This window comes from Nocardiopsis sediminis (assembly GCF_042650565.1).
Lineage (GTDB): Bacteria > Actinomycetota > Actinomycetes > Streptosporangiales > Streptosporangiaceae > Nocardiopsis_B > Nocardiopsis_B sediminis.
In genome coordinates, this window is the sequence record NZ_JBHSBH010000003.1 from 301,903 (window position 1) to 319,008 (window position 17,106).

The following is a 17,106-nucleotide window of genomic DNA, read 5'->3' on the forward strand; positions in this document are numbered from 1 at the left end:
ATACGAACGGATCCGGTGCACCGATGCGTGGTCTCCTCAAGCGCTGGCTGGGAGGCCGCGCGTCCGTGTTTTCAGGTGTCCGGGGACCCGGCGCCGCGCCGGAACCCGGTGACGACGGGAGCGAGGACGTGGCCTCCGAGGGCGCGCAGCGGTGGCTCGTGGTGGGCCTGGGCAACCCCGGGCCGGGCTACGCCGGCAACCGCCACAACATCGGCTTCATGGTGGTCGAGGCGCTGGCCGCGCGCCGCGGCGAGCGCTGGAAGGCGCACAAGACCCGCGCCGAGGTCGCCGAGGCCAGGTTCGACGGCGTCCCCGTCGTGCTGGCCAAGCCGCGCACCTACATGAACCTGTCGGGCGGGCCGGTGGCCGGCCTGGCCGGGTTCTACAAGGTGCCGATGGACCGCATCCTCGTCGTCCACGACGAACTGGACATCCCCTACGGCGCGCTGCGGCTCAAGCGCGGCGGCGGGGCCGGCGGCCACAACGGCCTGCGGTCGATCACGTCGTCGCTCACGGCCCCCGACTACCTGCGCGTGCGCGTGGGCATCGGCCGCCCGCCGGGCCGTATGGACGCCGCGGCGTACGTGCTAAAGGACTTCTCCTCGGTCGAGCGCAAGGAGCTCGACCTCAACATCGAGCGCGCCGCCGACGCCGTCGAGACCGTCCTCTCCGATGGCCTGGACCGGGCGCAGAACATCTACCACACCGCGCAGTAGCAGGTCACCGGCCTGAGAGGCGGACCCTCGCACCCCCGCATGCCCGATTCGATGGGGTTCGCCGCGGTGCGTCCCCCCGGACCCGCCGCAATGTCGGGCTTTTTCTCGCTACGGGCCGTGACGTCACGCGACGAAACGGATCCTTTTGGTTACTGTGACGTCGTCAGTTCGCATTCCGCGTCCCATGACCCCTTTGGCCGAACCGGTGCCGCGCCGTGCCCGTGTGCCGTCATGCCCGCTTGCCCGGCGGCGGCGCCCCGATGCGGTCGCCGGGCGGGGGCGCCCGGACGCCGATGGGTGGGGGTTCATGGCCGTCTTAGGCAGGGCCGGGGCCGGGAGCGAGGCCGTAGCCGGGGCCGGTGCCCGGAACGGCGCCGGCGCCACGCCGGGGTGGGTACGGGCCTACGGGCGGGCCGTGGTCGGGCTCGACACCGGGGCCGCCGCCGTGGCGGGCCTGCTCGCTCTGGAAGCGCGGTTCCCCGGCCTGGACGCTCAAGTCGTCCTGCCCTACCTGGTGCTCTCCGCGGCGCTGCCCGTGCTGTGGGTGCTGTTCATCGCGGTGGCGGGCGGCTACGGGCGCCGGTTCATCGGCGTGGGCACCGAGGAGTTCCGCCGGGTGGCGGCCGCGGGCGTGGTCCTGATCGCCGCGGTCACGATCTCGGCCTACGCGACCCGGACCGACGTCGCGCGCGGCTACGTGCTCGTCGCACTGCCCACGATGATCGTCCTCAGCCTGGCCCTGCGCTACGCCTGGCGCAAGCGGCTGCACCGCCGCCGCAGCCTGGGGGAGTGCATGCGCGGGGTGGTCGTGGTCGGCCACCGGGAGAGCGCGCGCGACCTGATCCGCCAGTTCCGCGGGGAGCCCTACCACGGGATGCGGGTCATCGGGGTGTGCCTGCCGGCGCACCAGTGGAGCACCGCGGGGGAGCGGGTCGACGGCTGCCCGGTGCTGGGCGACTTCGCCGGGGCCGCCGACGCCGCGGCGCTGGCGGGCGCCGACACGGTCGCGGTGCTGTCCTGCCCGGAGATGGACGGGGCGGAGCTGCGCCGGCTGGCCTGGCGGCTGGAGAAAAGCGGAACGGACCTGACCGTCGCCCCGGCGCTGCTGGACGTGGCGGGCCCGCGGACCACGATCCGGGCGGTCGCGGGGCTGCCGCTGCTGCACGTGGAGCACCCCGAGCTCGCCGGCCTGCGCCGGGTGGTGAAGGGGCTCGTGGACCGGGCGGCGGCGGGCACGGCGCTGCTGCTGCTCGCTCCGCTGTTCCTTGCGCTGGCGCTGCTCATCCGCGGCGGCGACGGCGGCCCGGCGCTGTTCCGCCAGACCCGGGTGGGAAAGGACGGAACCGAGTTCGAGCTGTACAAATTCCGTACCATGGTGGTCGGGGCGGAGGCGCTGAAGACGGCGCTGCGCCCTGCGGACGACCACCACTGCGGTGTGCTGTTCAAGATGCGCGCCGACCCCCGGATCACCCCGGTCGGGGGATGGCTGCGCCGGTACTCCCTCGACGAGCTGCCGCAGCTCGTCAACGTCCTCCGGGGTGAGATGTCGCTGGTGGGCCCGCGGCCGCCGCTGCCCGACGAAGTCGCGCGCTATGGCCGCGACGTCCGGCGCAGACTGGTGGTGAAACCGGGTATGACGGGGCTGTGGCAGGTCAGCGGGCGCTCCGACCTCTCGTGGGAGGAGTCCGTCCGCCTGGACCTGAGGTACGTGGAAAACTGGTCGCTGACCTTGGACGTCCAGATCCTGTGGAAGACATGGTCAGCGGTGATCCGTGGAGCGGGAGCATACTGAGGCCGGTGAGCAGTATCCGAAACGATCATGAAGTGGCGCGCGATCTCGCGACCGAGGCGGGACAGCAGTTGCTCCGCCTCCGGGCGCGCCACGGGTTCGACGAGCCCGAGGTGCTGCGCACCCTGGGGGACCGGACGTCGCACGAGTTCCTGTTCTCCGCGCTGGGGCGGCTGCGCCCCAGCGACGCCGTCCTCTCCGAGGAGGGCATCGACGACAAGGCGCGGCTGAGCGCGCGGAGAGTGTGGATCATCGACCCGCTCGACGGCACCCGCGAGTTCGCCGAGGCCGGGCGGACCGACTGGGCCGTGCACGTCGCGCTGTGGGAGAACGGCGACCTCGTCGCCGGTGCGGTGGCGCTGCCCGCCCAGGGCAGCACCCTGTCGACCGTCGACCCCCCGTGGCTGCCCGATGAGCGCCCCGCCGACCAGCGGCTGCGCATCACCACCAGCCGCACCCGGCCGCCGGACTTCGTGCAGCGCCTGGCCAACCAGCTCGGGGCCGAGGTCGTCCCCATGGGCTCGGCGGGCGCGAAGATCTGCGCCGTGCTGCTCGGCATCGCCGACATCTACGTGCACGCGGGCGGCCAGTACGAGTGGGACAACGCCGCCCCGGTCGCGGTCGCGCGCGCCGCCGGCCTGCACGCTTCCCGCATCGACGGCAGTATCCCGACCTACAACGGAGCCGATCCGTCACTGCCCGATATCCTTGTATGCCGACCGGAATTGTCGGGTACGTTGTTGGCGAGCATCCGTGATGTCACGGATCGGGATGGCACGGGCCCACACGTGGGCGGCTGACCGTCGGGCACGACGGAGCGGCCGTGCGGCGCGATGCGGCCCATGATCGTGAGGCGGGTTCATGAGTCAGGCCGGAGGTACGGCGCTCGGGAGGTACCGGCTGTCGCAGCTGGACCACTTAGAGGCCGAAGCGATCTTCATCATGCGCGAGGTGGCCGCCGAGTTCGAGCGGCCGGTGCTGCTCTTCTCGGGCGGCAAGGACTCCATCGTCATGCTGCGCCTCGCCGAGAAGGCGTTCTGGCCGGGGCGCGTCCCCTTCCCGGTCATGCACGTCGACACCGGGCACAACTTCCCCGAGGTCATGGACTTCCGCGACCGCCGCGTGGCCGAGGCCGGCGTCGAGCTGATCGTCGCCTCCGTGCAGGAGCAGATCGACGCCGGCAAGGTCACCGAGCCCACCGGCCGCTGGGCCAGCCGCAACCGCCTCCAGACCGCCGCCCTGCTGGAGGCCATCGAGGACCACCGGTTCGACGCCGCCTTCGGCGGGGCCCGCCGCGACGAGGAGAAGGCCCGCGCCAAGGAGCGCGTGTTCTCCTTCCGCGACGAGTTCGGCCAGTGGGACCCCAAGGCCCAGCGCCCCGAGCTGTGGAACGTCTTCAACACCCGCACGAACATGGGCGAGCACATCAGGGTGTTCCCGATCTCCAACTGGACCGAGCTGGACGTGTGGGGCTACATCGCCCGCGAGGGCCTGGAGCTGCCCTCGATCTACCACTCCCACCAGCGGCGGGTCTTCGAGCGCGACGGCATCCTGCTCTCCGACAGCGACTTCGTCACCCGCGCCGACGACGAACCGCTCTTCGAGGCCACCGTCCGCTACCGCACGGTCGGCGACATGACCTGCACCGGCGCCGTGCGCTCCTCGGCCGTGGAGCTGCACGAGATCATGGCCGAGATCGCGGCCACGCGGATCACCGAGCGGGGCGAGACCCGCGCCGACGACCGCACCAGCGAGGCCGCCATGGAGGACCGCAAGCGCGAGGGCTACTTCTAAGCAGGCCGCGGGACGACCCCTGAGACTTTGGAACGCGTGACATGAGTACTGACATCCTGCGGTTCGCCACGGCCGGCTCCGTCGACGACGGCAAGAGCACCCTGATCGGCCGCCTGCTCTTCGACTCCAAATCGATCTTCGAGGACCAGCTCGACGCCGTCGAGCGCACCAGCCGCGGACGCGGCGAGGAGCAGACCAACCTGGCGCTGCTCACCGACGGCCTGCGCGCCGAGCGCGAGCAGGGCATCACCATCGACGTGGCCTACCGCTACTTCGCCACGCCGCGCCGGACCTTCATCATCGCCGACACCCCCGGACACATCCAGTACACGCGCAACATGGTCACCGGCGCCTCGACGTCGGACCTGGCGATCATCCTGGTCGACGCGCGCAAGGGGCTCCAGGAGCAGAGCCGCCGGCACGCGTTCCTGACCACGCTCCTCCAGGTGCCGCACCTGGTGCTGGCCGTGAACAAGATGGACCTCGTCGACTACTCCCAGGAGCGGTTCGAGGAGATCCAGCGGGAGTTCTCGGCGTTCGCCACCAAGCTCGACGTCGCCGACCTCACGTTCATCCCCATCTCGGCGCTGCACGGGGACAACGTGGTCGACCGGTCGCTGAACATGCCCTGGTACGAGGGGCCGTCGCTGCTGCACCACCTGGAGAACGTGCACATCGCCTCCGACCGCAACCTCATCGACGTGCGGTTCCCGGTGCAGTACGTGGTGCGCCCGCACCGCGCCGACGACCCCGATCTGCACGACTACCGCGGCTACGCCGGCCAGGTCGCCGGGGGCGTCCTGAAGCCGGGCGACGAGGTCGTGCACCTGCCCTCCGGGCTGACCACGCGGATCGCGCGCATCGTCACCGCCGACGGCGAGGTCGGCGAGGCGTTCCCGCCCATGTCGGTCACGCTGCTGCTGGAGGACGACATCGACATCTCGCGGGGCGACATGATCTGCCGGCCCAACAACCGGCCGACGGTCTCGCAGGACATCGACGCGATGGTCTGCTGGATGTCGGAGAGCCGGCGGCTGACCCCCCGGTCCAAGCTGATCCTCAAGCACACCACGCGCACGGCCAAGGTGCTGGTGCGCGACCTGATGTACCGGATCGACGTCAACACCCTGCACCGCGACGAGGACGCCGCCGACCTGTCGCTGAACGAGATCGGCCGCGTATCGCTGCGGTCAACCCAGCCGCTGTTCGCCGACGAGTACAAGCGCAACCGCCTCACCGGGGGCTTCATCCTCATCGACGAGAGCACCAACGCCACCGTCGGCGCGGGGATGATCGTCAGCGCCGACTGAGCACCCTGGTGTGCGCCGCCGTGCGCCGTCCGGGCCCGGTCCGCGGGCTCCGGGCGGCGCACGGTCGCTGCGGTGGGTGACGGCGCGCGGGATTTCGGACGCGCCGAGCAGGGATTTCGTCACCGGCTGTATTAGCGTGAGTCGTCGTGGACGACTTTCGGCTGCTCTTCGTCGGCGGCATCGGCCGGTCCGGTTCGACGCTCATCGAGCGCCTGCTCGGCGAGCTGCCGGGGGTGTGCTCGGTCGGCGAGGTCGTGCACATGTGGCGGCGCGCGCTGGTCGACGACGAGCCCTGCGGCTGCGGGGTGCCGTTTCGCGCGTGCGGGTTCTGGGGCGAGGTCGGGGAGTCGGCGTTCGGCGGCTGGGACCGGGTCGACCCCCGCGCTGTCCTCGCGCTGAAGGACGCCGTCGACCGCACGCGGTTCGTCCCGCGGCTGCTGGGTGGGCGTCCGCCGGCCGCCCTCGCTGATCGCCTCGACGCCTACACCGCGCTCTACGACCGCCTCTACACCGCCATCGCGCGCGTCAGCGGCTGCCGGGTCGTGGTCGACGCCAGCAAGCACGCGTCGCTGGCGGTGTGCCTGCGGCACCGCTACGGTCCGCGCCTGCGCCTGCTCCACGTGGTGCGCGACCCCCGGGCGGTCGCCTACGCGTGGGGGAAGCGGATCCCCCGGCCCGACGCCACGGCCACCAGTCCCGAGCAGGAGATGGCGCGCTACTCGCCGGCCCGCGCCGCGGTGCAGTGGACCGCCCAGAACGCGGTGCTGGCGGCGCTGCGCCGAACGGGTACGGAGACGCTCCGGGTCCGCTACGAGGACTTCGCGGCCGACCCGGCGGCGGCGTTCAGCGGCATCGCGGAGTTCGCGGGCCATAGTGGGGCGGGGCCGGGGCCGTTCGGCCCCGACGGCGCGGTCCACCTGTCGCCGACGCATACGGTGTCGGGCAACCCCATGCGGTTCACGACGGGGCCGGTGCGGGTCCGCGCCGACACGGCTTGGCGGGCCGGGCTGGCGCCGGGGGACCGGGCGGTGGTCTCGGCGATCACCCTGCCGACCCGGTGGCGGTTCGGCTACTAAGGCCAATAGGTGGTAACGCGACGCGCCGATACACATTACTTAGAGTAACTGAATAGCTTCATCTGGTAGCTAATGGGGCATGGGTGAACAGTATCGGGCCAGGCACGGCGAACCGACCGAGGTGAGAGGCGGTGCGACGTCCCGGATCGCCGGGCGCCGCGCCGCACGGCGCCGGACGATCCGGGCGGCCGGGGTGCTGGTGGCGCTGGCGGTGGCCGTGGCCACCGCCGTACCGGCGGTCCGCGACGCCATCGGCGAGGAGGGGGCGGCACCCGCGGGCCCGGAGGACCCGGAGCCAGGGTCATCGTCCCCGGCCGGGGCGCCGGGGGACGTGTCGTCTCCGCCCGCGGAGGGCGGGGCGCCGGAGCCCTCGGGAGCCCCGGAGCCGGAACCCGGCCAGGGCGCCCCCCACACCGACGCCGCAGTCGGCGCCGAGGAGTCCCCGCCGGGGGAGGAGGAGACCGGATCCTCCGGCCGCCCTGACCTGGCGGAGTGGCTTTCGGAGTGGTTCCCCGGGCTGGCACCGGAGCAGGAGGAAGGGCAGGACCAGGAGCAGAACGAGGAACAAGAGCCGGAGCCGGACGCCGGCCCGTCCGGAGGACCGGCCTCGTCGCCCTCCCCACCCGACGATCCCGCACCGGCCGGCCCGGGATCGGGACCCGGCGGGGCCGACTGCGAGGTCAGCCGCATCCTGGAGCCCACCTGCGGCGTGTGGTGGGGGGCCAGCCCGTGGCAGAACGACCCCGCCCCGCTGGAGGAGGCGGCCGGACGGCCCATGGACATCGTCTACACCTGGCACGGCGTCGACCAGACCAACATTCCCAACAAGCGGGAACGTCGGCTCGCCGCAGAGGGCCGCTTCATCCACGCCAACATCGAGGCCCGCGCGTTCGAGCGCAGCGGCCGCCCGGACCTGGACTACCGCGACATCATCGCCGGTGAGTACGACGACGCGCTCACCGCACAGGCCCGCGGGATCGCCGACCTGGGCTCCCCGATGTTCGTCACCTTCGACCACGAGGCCGACGCCCAGAAGCGCTACAACCGGCGCGGCACCCCGGAGGAGTTCGTGGGGGCCTGGCGGCACATCGTCGACCTGTACCGGCGCAACGGGGCCGACAATGCGGTCTTCGTGTGGAACGTGACCGGCTGGCCGGGCAACCTGGACCGGCTGCCGTCCCTGTGGCCGGGCAACGACCACGTCGACTGGATCTCGTGGGAGGCCTACAACATGACCGGCTGCGAGCTCCAGCCGGGCTGGGACCACGTGGCGTCGTTCGAAGAGGCGATGGCGCCCGCGTACAGGTGGATCCAGAACGAGGGCCCGAAGCACGGCATCGACCCGGGAAAGCCGGTGATGATCGGCGAGATGGGCACCGTCCCCATCGCCGACGACCCGCGCGCGACCGCGCAGTGGTACGCCGACATCCCGGAGGCCCTGCGCGGATACGAGCGCGTCCGCGCGGTCAAGCTGTGGGACGGCACGACGGCTCCGACCTGCGACTTCCGGGTACTGAAGGACGAACACGCCCTCCGCGGCTTCGCCAAGGCGGGTCGTGACCCTTACGTCAACATCCCGGACCCGGCCCGCGAGGCGATAGCCGACGCGGTGAAGCGCGCCCGCCGGGCCCGCGCGGAGCACAGCGGGCAGAACTGACGTCCCACACACCGATGGCCCGGACGTCGCGCCGGGCCATCGTGGGATGCGGGGCAGGCGCTCAGAGCTCGCCGGCCTTCGCCACTTCCAGGAAGGCGGAGAACTCGCTTCGGGAGAACAGCAGGTGGCCCGCTTCGGGGCGCTGACTGTCGCGCACAGCGGAGAAATCCGGGCCACCGGCGACCTCGACGCAGTCCTGCCCCCAGGCGCTGCTGTAGCTGGACTTGCGGAAGGTCAGTGGAGAGTCAGGCATGTGGTCCTCTACTCACGGGTTTGCAGAAGCGATTGCATCCATGCCAGCGAGTCCCCGACCGACATGGCCGATGCGTGCACATGGTCGTAGGTCATCTCGAAATGCTCAAGCACCCGAGGATCCTCGGGGAACAGCGTTGACATCGGGTGTTCTAGATATAGCGCCGATGGGTCCGTTGCGAAGTCGATAATGACGAAACTTCCGTCCATCGCCGGGTGAGGGCCGACCGAGTTCGGCATCACCTGGATACGCAGGGACGGCCGTTGGACGTCGATGAGGTGTCGGATCTGCTCTTCCAGCAGGTCGGGAGGGATCTTCCAGAAAGCCGCCTCGTCGATGATGGCCCAGAGACGGGGCGCGTCCGACCGGGAAAGGATGTGCTGCCGCATCATCCTGGCCTCAACTCGCCTGGCCACCTCCTCCTCGGAGTAGCCTCCGCTGCGGACGACCGCGCGGGCGTACGACTCCGTTTGGAGAAGGCCGGGGATGTAGAACCCTTGAACAGTGCGGATGCGACTGGCCTCGGTCTCCAAGTCCACCAGCGTTCCCGCTCCCAGGACATCGCGATAGCCGATCCACCAACCGGTCTTCGTCGCGTCGCGCGCGAGTGTGCGGTACGCCTCCCGCTGTTCGGGATCGTCGACCCCGTAGACGTCGAGCAGGGTTTGAACGTCCGCATCGCGGACTTTGAGGATCTTCTGCGTCTCGATCCGCGTGATCTTGGATTCGAACCACGGCCGGTCCGGCGACAGCTCCTTGGCGCGTGTGGCGGCGGCTTTCGCGGTCATCCGGGCTTCTTCGCGTAGTCGAAGCAGTTGCCGGGCGAGTCGGCGGCGTCGAAGTGTGGGACTGGCGGCCAACGGATCGAGGCTCCTCCTGTGCAGCGTTCGCTGGCCAGATCCTACGCTCCGCGACGAATTATCAGACATTGGACGCATCCATCGCATGTGACCATCGCTGTCGATCGTTATTGTCGCATGCTTTCCAAAACGCATCTTGCGTTATTGGTCGCTGTGCGCAACCATGGCATCACTGGAGAACCTGCCGGGTTCCCCCTCCCGGCTTCACCCGAAGGGGTTCACATGCGATTTCTGTTGATGCTCCTCACGCGGTGGCGGGTGCCGCAGTCGCACGGGCGGCACTGCCGGTGCTGCGCGTTCGCGCGGTGGTGGAACTGCCCGCGCTGCGCGCGGACCTTCCTGGAGCCCCGGCCGGACTACCGGTGCCCGGGCGAACGCAAGCCCCCGGTGCTGACCCCGGCGCCCCGGCACGCCAAGGACGTCGGCGTGACTTTCGGCGACGGCCTGGACGACCTCCGGGCCGAACTCAGCCCGCTCCTGCGCGAACTCGTCGCCACCGGAGGTGCCCGGTGAACGCGACCATCTCCCCGCGCACCCGCCGCGCCCCCGGCCTGCGCCGCGTGCACCGCCTCGACGGCGTGCCCGAGGCCGCCTCCGTGGCCCGCGACATCGTCACCCTCGACCTCGGCCGGCGCCACCCCTACCTCTACAACGCCCGCCTCGTCGCCTCCGAGCTGGTGACGAATGCGGTGACCCACACCAGCTCGGGCCTGCCGGGCGGGTTCCTGACCCTCTACATCGAGGCCACCGCCCAGACCGCCCGCATCGAGGTCGCCGACGCCGGCCCGCTCCCGGGCGCCCGCACGCGCCCCCGCCTCACCCGCCCCGGCGCCGACAGCGAACACGGCCGCGGCCTGGCCCTGGTCGCCGCCTACGCCGACGACTGGGGCACCCACACCCACCCCGACGGCAACCGCACGGTCTGGGCTCTGTGGAGGGCGGCGGCGTGATCGAACTCCACGACGGCCCCCTCGACGGCACCCGCATCAGCACCGACCTCGCCCGCCTGGTCGCCCACTTCAACCTCGGCGGCATCGACCTACCCCTGGCCGACTTCCTCGGCCCCCACACCCAGGGCATCGCCACCTACGCCCCCAACGAACAGGGCAGATGGCTCTACCGCGGAACAGTCCTCACCTGACCACCAGGACCGCCGCGCGCCAGGGCACGGGATCTCCCCCTCTCAGCCCCAGCGCGGCACCCCGGTCGAGTCCGTCAGCGCGTTTCGCGCTGACGGACTCGACCGGCCGGCGACGTGACGCCGGAAAGAGGCCGTGACGGCGGGGCAATGCACTCGCATTACGGCGATCAGCCTCATATCCTGACCTGTCCACCCCCGGACCCACACGCACCCTCTCACCATGGAATGTCCACCCTGGGTGCTACGGTCATGACTGCGAATCATCCCCCCAAGCTGCCCGTATCCCCCATCTGAGGAAGCCTCACTGTGTCCGCGTCCCCCGCCCTGCCCACCCAGCTCAAGACCGCCCGGGTGCTGCTGTTCATCACAGCCGGGCTCGCGTTCATGCTGTTCTTCGTCCTGATCGTCGCCGACGCCGACCAGACGACCCTCTACCTCGGGTTCTTCGCCTATCTCGGGCAAGGCGCGATCGCACTCACCCTGGGGCTACTGCTGGCCCGCGGCGGTACCTGGGTGCTGTGGGCGACCTACGCCTACACCGGGCTCGTGCTGCTGTGGAGCCTGCTCACCCTGCTGGGCGGAGACCCCGCTGGAATCACCCAGATGCTCCTGCCCGGGCTCGTGCTCTTCCTGATCACCCGCCCCGCCTCCCGCGCCCACCTGCGCCGCGTACGCCCAGCCGCCTGACCTGCCCCTCGCTTCTCCCCCCGCCCTTCGGTCTCCCCCCAGGTGATACCCCTTGCTGCGCAGAATCCATGACCCCGAGCGAGGCGCCAACTTCGTCGAATACGGCGCCGTGATCTTGCTCGTGGCGGCGATCACGACCACAGTGATCGGCTCCGGCATCACCGGGCGCGTCACCGGAATGATCGAGGGCGCCATCGACTCCGTCGGAGCCGAAGGCGACGGTTCGGCCCCGCAGGCCGACGGCGAGGCCCCGGTCGGCAGCGGCGATGAGGACAGCACGGACACCGAATCCGCCAACGACGACGAGGGCGGGGACGGCCCGCTGGACTTCATGCCCGCCTTCGACGCCGACCTCGGCCCCGGGAGCGGGGGTGAAGGTTCGTTCGTGCCTCTGGGCTTGGACAACCTCCTCGCCGGCCCCGGAGCGGGCGGGCTCACCCACGCCTACTCCACGGGCTCCTTCCGGGACGATGTCGCCGGTTTGGTCGATGACGCGCTGGAGTCCCAGGCACGCGCCACCCGTGAGGGTCTGCAAATGGCTGAGGAGACCATCCGCGGCCCTGTGGAACTCGCCCAGGACGCGTGGAATGACCCGATCGGAACCGCCCAACGCGGTCTGCAGGGCATTGGAGACTCCGCCGTCGCCAAGTGGGATCGAGCCCGGGAAGCTGTCGATGAAAGTGTGAACATCGCCTGGCAGGGCTTTCGTGACGGCGACTACCTCGGTGGCGCCTTCGGAGGCGCGCTCCGTGCCGGGCAATGGTTTGCCGGTGAACGCGGCCGGGCGCTGATCGGCGGCGAATCCGTCGAGCACTTCGAGAACGGCGAATTCGTCGAAGGCGCCGTTCGGGGTGCGGGAGAGGTGGGCTCCCTCTTCGTGGGCGGACCAGCGGGTCGGGTGCTGCGTGACATCCCCGATCTCTTCCGCCCGCGCCCTGATCACGATTCGGGTCCGAACCATCTGGCCGAGGGGCAACGGGAGGGCGAGAGCGGCGACGGCGATAGCGAAGGCCAGGGACGCGAGGAGGACAGGGACCGGGACGGCACCGCCTGCCCCACCGGCAACAGCTTCGTCCCCGGAACGGCGGTCCTGCTGGCCGACGGCACGAGCGTGCCCATCGAGGACGTCGCCGTGGGCGACGAAGTCCTGGCCTTCGACCCCCTGACCGGCGAAGAGGGCCCGCGCGAGGTCACCGACACCATCACCGGCGACGGTCAGAAGACCCTGGTCACCCTCACCATCGACACGGGCGACGGCACGACCGAGACCATCACCGCCACCGACGAACACCCCTTCTGGACCCCCGAACAGGCCCAGTGGGTCGACGCCATCGACCTGGAACCGGAAACCTGGCTCCGCACCTCCACCGGCACCTGGGCCCAAGTCACCGCCGTCGAGGTCGACACGGCCGAGAATCAGCAGGTCCACAACCTCACCGTCGCTGACCTGCATACCTACTACGTCGCATTCGGAGACGAATCGGAAATTCTCGTTCACAACGAGAATCCATGCACGCCACTCTCAAGCGAGGGGACCGACGAACTCCGCGAGCAATGGGCCAGTTCCGGACAGACTATTCGCCAGATCCAGAACGTTGCCGTGGCCAGCGTCGAGGTTGACGGACGAAGCCCGACCCAGTTGGTCGGCGTCAGCGGTGGGAACCGAAAGACTCCCGATGGAACGGTTCCAGTCCCAGATGACGCCGACCGGAAATTTGAGACGGTCGATCCAGAGGATCCTCAGACGGTGCGTCCTATCGACTCCGAAGTGAAGATCCTGGAGAATATTGCAGCGGACATCACCCCACAGTCCACGGGGAGGATTGAACTCTATTCAGAAAGAGCTCCCTGTGGTTCATGTTCGCATGTCTTCACGCAATTCTCTGATATGTATCCAAATATTCAACTCGTCGTACGCGCTGAAGACGGTGGAGTATTCTATGAATCCGGATGACCAGATGGCCAGGGTGCGAGACAAGTTGATCTCGACATCGGTGGGATCTGACTCCATCGAAGGATGCACCGAAGAAGAGCTAGCCGATATCATTGCGATGAATTCCACATTCTCGCCGCCTGGCGCATATGTGGCCTTCATGAGGTGCATGGGGAAGAAAGCTGGTCGGCTCTTGCGTGGAACCGACGTCTTCTATCCAGGCTGTCTTGATGCCTTCGAGGTTGGAGTGGAAGTCTTCCCTGGAGGGCAGATTAGAGAGATTTTTCTCTTTGGTCATCATCAAGGGTATCAATTTTATTATTTCAAACCGAATGATCAGCATGTCTATCTGCGTACAGAAGATGATGATGGCTTAACGGATTCCATTTTGGCATCTTCTTTCTGTGAATTCATTTCCAAGCGGGTTGATCGCATGGTCAATCGATCTCAGTCGTCAAGTAATTAAATGCTGAACGTCATCCACGTGGGGATGATTGAGGTCGGAGTGTCGAGTGGCGAGGCTCGGGGTGGCCGTCCTCGTCGTGATAGTTTTCTTCATATTGGTCGCGAGGAGGTGGAGGATCAAGTAATGAGGTACGAGGAGCCCAGTCAAGCCTTGCCTTTGGGGATCACGGATGCAATCACGCGGAACGATCTTCCATTGATTCGTGAATCAATTATTAGTCTTTCTCTGGCTGGAGTGTATCCCGCGTGGACGCAGGATCGCATATTTGAGCTGATGGATAATGGCGATAAGGGGGTCGTCATATCAGCTATTATCAGCTTAGGGCACCTTGCTCGGACCAGCGGAAGAATTGATGAGGTTCGGGCGAGGTGGATGCTTGATCGTGTGGGTGAGAAATTTGATGTACAGGGTTACATTGAAAATGCTCTAGATGACATTGAGATGTTCGCTAGCGGGAAATGATCCAGCCTGGTGCGGCTATTAGGCGATCAAATTGACTCGGATGATCGCGCGTCAAATCCCTCTGCCCCTTTGGTGGAGGGTGCGGGTCACCAAACCCGCTGGTAGGCCGCAGGCCACCGCTAGCGCCAGGTGGGCGCGAGCCTCGGTGGGGCGGGTCCGCAGGGTGGCGATTGCCCACTCCAAGGCGGCGCGCCTTCGGCCTGCTGCTGCTTCCGCGAAAGCTATTTGGCCGGTGATCCTGGCGTGGCCCCGTGGGATCAGGCGGAACTCGGGGTACTGGTCTAGCAGCCAGCGCAACGCGGTCGAGATGGTCTGCCAGCGGCCGGTGAAATACGACTGCCGGTGCCACAGCACGCGCACCTCTGCCTCTGGGATGTTGCGGATCGGGGCCCGTCGGGCCATGCGCAGGAGGAGTTCGTAGTCCTCCCCGTAGCTGCCCGGGATCTCCTCGCTGACCGGGCCGCAGCCATCCACCAGGGCGCTGCGGCGGATCAGGAATGTCGAGGGGTGTAGCTCGGTCAGCCGGGAACGCAGTAGGTCGGCGAAGGTGATGGTGGTGCGCTTGAGGACCCGGCGGACCTCGGTGCGGTCGTAGGCGACGTTGATGCCGCAGCACACCATCTCGGTCTCGGGCTCGGCGCGTACCACCTCGACCTGGGCGCGGAGTTTGGCCGGCAGCCAGGTGTCGTCGTCGTCGCAGAAGGCGACCAGGTCGCTGGTCGCCGCGAGGATTCCGGTGTTGCGCGCGCCCGCCAGCCCCGGGCTGAGCGTGTTGCCCATGACCCGCACCGGACGGTCGCCGCTGTCGTGGGCGAGCGAGTGGTCGGGCCGGTCGTTGTCGTAGACGACCAGGCTGGTGATCGTGCCCTGGTACTCCTGCGCGGCGATGGAGCGCAGGGTGCGGCGCAGGAGCTCGGACCGGTCGCCGCGGGTCGGGACCACGACGGTGACGTCGGGCCAGCGCTGGCCGAAGGGCAGCGGGGTCGGCGGGGGGATCCGCCAGTCCGCTGCGGGCTGGGGGACGAGCAGGTCGATCAGCCGCCCCGCCTCGCGGGCGACGGCTTCGGCGCCCTCCTCCGCCCCCGGCCCGAGGCGGAACTCCCCGGGATGGTCGAGCGCCTTGTCGAGGGCGGCGGCGAACTGCTGGTGGCTGGCGCAGGAGAGCACCCGTTCGGACGCGTCGAGCCGGGCGACGAAGCGGATCTGGTGGTCGTCGACGTGTTCCCCCAGCTCGGGGTCGCGCGCGACCGTGATCGGCAGGTGCCCCAGGCGCCGGGCCTCGGTCACGGTGGCCGGTCCGCCGTGGGTCACCACGGCCGCGGCCTCGGTCATGGCGGCGCGCAGGTCCGGGCCGTCGAGGAAGGCCTCGCCGTCGGCGTGTTCCGGGGCCTCGGCGGATCCGTGCTGGACGAGGACCCGGACGTCGGGGCGGTCGGCCGCGTAGGCGTCGGCCCAGCCGACGAGCCGGGTGAAGGGGTGGTGGTCGGTGCCGACGGTGACCAGGATGAGCGGCCGCCCGTCCGTGGACCCAGGGGTGTCGGTGGTGGTGGCGGTGCCCGAAGTCTCCGCGGCCTTGGCGGCGGGGTCCGGAGCGGCCGCTTCTCCGGTGGTTTCGGTGACGACGGGCGCCTTGTCGCCGTCGGCGGGTTCGGTGGTGTTCCCCGGGCCTGTGTGGTCGGTGGTGGACGGGTCGGGTGTGTCGGTCACAGCAGAGGCCCCACGGTGATGGCGGTCGGCAGGAATGAGCGCTGTTCCTCCCATTGGGCGAGGAACAGCCGGGTGAAGGGGCGGCACAGCCGGGCGGTCAGGGTCGGGGTGTCGATCCGGTCGTAGACCTCGATGTAGACGGTCGGGATCCGGAGCAGCCACGCCAGGACGAAGAACGGCAGCGCGACCCCCGCCCCGGTGGTGACCACCACCGCCGGGCGCAGCCGGGCCAGTGTGCGCGCCGCGAGTGCGGTGTTGCGCAGCAGGTTGCCGAGGTGCCGGGTCGTGGGGCGGTGCGCCCAGCGCACGTCCTCGTCGTCGAGGAGCGCCGTCGCGTCGTGGGTCCGGAAGGTCACCCACACGCGTTCGCGCCCTTGCCACCAGGGGCGAAGCGACCACAACTGGGCGAGGTGCCCCCCGCTGGAGGCGATGAGCAGGACCGGGGCCGTGAACATGCGGTCATCGTTTCACAACACATAGTGATTTCCTGGTTGCGAACGGTGATGTCCCGGAAATCGTGGGCAGCGAAAAATGCCTTCCGTCCCGTGGTCAGGTCCGGCGGCCCTGAGCGGTGGAGCCGCCCGCTCGCGTCAATCGGGGGTGACGGCGTGCCGGACGCACTCGCGGAGCAGGGTGCGGCGGCGTTCGTGTGCGTCGGAGGGCTCCTGGTCGCTCGCCGCATAGACGTTGCTGACCGGGGACCAGGCCATGGACATGGCGATGACCATGGCCATCACGTCGAACGGGTCGCCCTGGCGCACCCGCCCGGCCGCCTGGGCCTCGGCGATCGCCCGCAGCTTGCGGTCGTCGTAGCGGTCGTGGTCCGGAATGAGGTGGCCGGTCGGCCGGCGTTCCAGTCGCGCCCAGGTGGCCAGCCTGATGAGGTCAGGGCGGCGAAGGTACTCGTCGTAGAGGCGTACCGCCCAGTCTGCGAGGTCGGCGGCATCGATCGGGACGACATTGGTGATCCGCTCCAGCGAGCCGAAGAAGATCGCGTCGAAGAGCTGCTCTTTGTTGCCGAAGTAGGCGTAGAGCTGAGCCTTGTTGGTGCGGGCGCCGGTCACGATCCGCTCGATGCGCGCCCCGGCGATGCCGTACTCGGCGAATTCCCGGGTCGCCACATCGAGGATGCGCTGGTAGGTCGCTGCTCCGCGCGAGGTCAGGGGCTGGTCCGCCATGCTCACGACCCTAACAGACAGAACGGTTGGTTTGCTTCCTCGGCGAAAGTGCTTAAGATCAAATAGACCGAACAGTC

Annotated in this window: 19 protein-coding genes; 14 read left to right on the forward strand and 5 right to left on the reverse strand. The window is 69.1% G+C overall.

What is annotated here, in order from left to right:
* Positions 1-23 precede the first annotated feature (23 nt).
* From pth to ACFOVU_RS02775, 7 genes are all read left to right on the forward strand, one after another.
* Positions 24-716: an aminoacyl-tRNA hydrolase gene (pth, locus tag ACFOVU_RS02745; RefSeq protein WP_378529664.1), complete on the forward strand. Its 693-nt coding sequence runs from the start codon at positions 24-26 to the stop codon at positions 714-716.
* 307 nt (positions 717-1,023) lie between these two features.
* The gene (locus ACFOVU_RS02750) at positions 1,024-2,508 is read left to right on the forward strand and encodes a sugar transferase (RefSeq protein ID WP_378529665.1); all 1,485 of its coding nucleotides are present in this window, start codon (positions 1,024-1,026) and stop codon (positions 2,506-2,508) included.
* 5 nt (positions 2,509-2,513) lie between these two features.
* Positions 2,514-3,305 (forward strand): 3'(2'),5'-bisphosphate nucleotidase CysQ, encoded by a 792-nt coding sequence (locus ACFOVU_RS02755; protein ID WP_378529666.1) that lies wholly within the window; start codon positions 2,514-2,516, stop codon positions 3,303-3,305.
* A gap of 61 nt (positions 3,306-3,366) precedes the next feature.
* The gene (gene cysD, locus ACFOVU_RS02760; RefSeq protein WP_378529667.1) at positions 3,367-4,299 is read left to right on the forward strand and encodes a sulfate adenylyltransferase subunit CysD; all 933 of its coding nucleotides are present in this window, start codon (positions 3,367-3,369) and stop codon (positions 4,297-4,299) included.
* A gap of 41 nt (positions 4,300-4,340) precedes the next feature.
* Entirely contained in the window at positions 4,341-5,609 is a 1,269-nt protein-coding gene (gene cysN / locus ACFOVU_RS02765; protein WP_378529668.1) for a sulfate adenylyltransferase subunit CysN, read from the forward strand.
* Positions 5,610-5,755: 146 nt separating this feature from the next.
* Positions 5,756-6,685 (forward strand): sulfotransferase, encoded by a 930-nt coding sequence (locus tag ACFOVU_RS02770; RefSeq protein ID WP_378529669.1) that lies wholly within the window; start codon positions 5,756-5,758, stop codon positions 6,683-6,685.
* A gap of 79 nt (positions 6,686-6,764) precedes the next feature.
* The gene (locus ACFOVU_RS02775; RefSeq protein ID WP_378529670.1) at positions 6,765-8,342 is read left to right on the forward strand and encodes a glycoside hydrolase family 26 protein; all 1,578 of its coding nucleotides are present in this window, start codon (positions 6,765-6,767) and stop codon (positions 8,340-8,342) included.
* 61 nt (positions 8,343-8,403) lie between these two features.
* Here the strand turns inward: ACFOVU_RS02775 and ACFOVU_RS02780 are convergent, their stop codons facing one another.
* The gene (locus ACFOVU_RS02780; RefSeq protein WP_378529671.1) at positions 8,404-8,595 is read right to left on the reverse strand and encodes a DUF397 domain-containing protein; all 192 of its coding nucleotides are present in this window, start codon (positions 8,593-8,595) and stop codon (positions 8,404-8,406) included.
* Positions 8,596-8,603: 8 nt separating this feature from the next.
* Entirely contained in the window at positions 8,604-9,455 is an 852-nt protein-coding gene (locus ACFOVU_RS02785) for a helix-turn-helix domain-containing protein (protein ID WP_378529672.1), read from the reverse strand.
* A gap of 222 nt (positions 9,456-9,677) precedes the next feature.
* Here ACFOVU_RS02785 and ACFOVU_RS02790 point away from each other — a divergent pair, with 222 nt between their 5' ends.
* The 7 genes from ACFOVU_RS02790 to ACFOVU_RS02820 all read left to right on the forward strand — a co-directional run bounded on the left by ACFOVU_RS02790 (position 9,678) and on the right by ACFOVU_RS02820 (position 14,144).
* Positions 9,678-9,968 carry a hypothetical protein gene (locus tag ACFOVU_RS02790; protein ID WP_378529673.1) on the forward strand — a complete coding sequence of 97 codons (291 nt, stop codon included), beginning with the start codon at positions 9,678-9,680 and terminating at the stop codon, positions 9,966-9,968.
* Positions 9,965-10,405, forward strand: coding sequence for an ATP-binding protein (locus tag ACFOVU_RS02795; RefSeq protein ID WP_378529674.1), 441 nt, complete (start codon positions 9,965-9,967; stop codon positions 10,403-10,405). The genes ACFOVU_RS02790 and ACFOVU_RS02795 overlap by 4 nt, the downstream gene beginning before the upstream one ends.
* Positions 10,402-10,596: a hypothetical protein gene (locus tag ACFOVU_RS02800; RefSeq protein ID WP_378529675.1), complete on the forward strand. Its 195-nt coding sequence runs from the start codon at positions 10,402-10,404 to the stop codon at positions 10,594-10,596. The genes ACFOVU_RS02795 and ACFOVU_RS02800 overlap by 4 nt, the downstream gene beginning before the upstream one ends.
* Before the next feature lie 306 nt (positions 10,597-10,902).
* Positions 10,903-11,283 (forward strand): hypothetical protein, encoded by a 381-nt coding sequence (locus tag ACFOVU_RS02805; protein WP_378529676.1) that lies wholly within the window; start codon positions 10,903-10,905, stop codon positions 11,281-11,283.
* 52 nt (positions 11,284-11,335) lie between these two features.
* Positions 11,336-13,237, forward strand: a complete 1,902-nt coding sequence (locus tag ACFOVU_RS02810; RefSeq protein WP_378529677.1) for a polymorphic toxin-type HINT domain-containing protein — start codon at positions 11,336-11,338, stop codon at positions 13,235-13,237.
* Entirely contained in the window at positions 13,224-13,682 is a 459-nt protein-coding gene (locus tag ACFOVU_RS02815; protein WP_378529678.1) for a hypothetical protein, read from the forward strand. The genes ACFOVU_RS02810 and ACFOVU_RS02815 overlap by 14 nt, the downstream gene beginning before the upstream one ends.
* Complete coding sequence (locus ACFOVU_RS02820; RefSeq protein WP_378529679.1) at positions 13,683-14,144, forward strand: hypothetical protein; 462 nt, start codon at positions 13,683-13,685, stop codon at positions 14,142-14,144.
* 51 nt (positions 14,145-14,195) lie between these two features.
* On the opposite strand, the gene ACFOVU_RS02825 is transcribed toward ACFOVU_RS02820, so the two are convergent.
* The 3 genes from ACFOVU_RS02825 to ACFOVU_RS02835 form a co-directional block, all read right to left on the reverse strand.
* Positions 14,196-15,650, reverse strand: a complete 1,455-nt coding sequence (locus ACFOVU_RS02825; RefSeq protein WP_378529958.1) for a glycosyltransferase — start codon at positions 15,648-15,650, stop codon at positions 14,196-14,198.
* A gap of 197 nt (positions 15,651-15,847) precedes the next feature.
* Positions 15,848-16,306, reverse strand: coding sequence for a UDP-N-acetylglucosamine--LPS N-acetylglucosamine transferase (locus ACFOVU_RS02830; protein ID WP_378529680.1), 459 nt, complete (start codon positions 16,304-16,306; stop codon positions 15,848-15,850).
* 135 nt (positions 16,307-16,441) lie between these two features.
* Entirely contained in the window at positions 16,442-17,029 is a 588-nt protein-coding gene (locus tag ACFOVU_RS02835; protein WP_378529681.1) for a TetR family transcriptional regulator, read from the reverse strand.
* Positions 17,030-17,106: the final 77 nt, after the last annotated feature.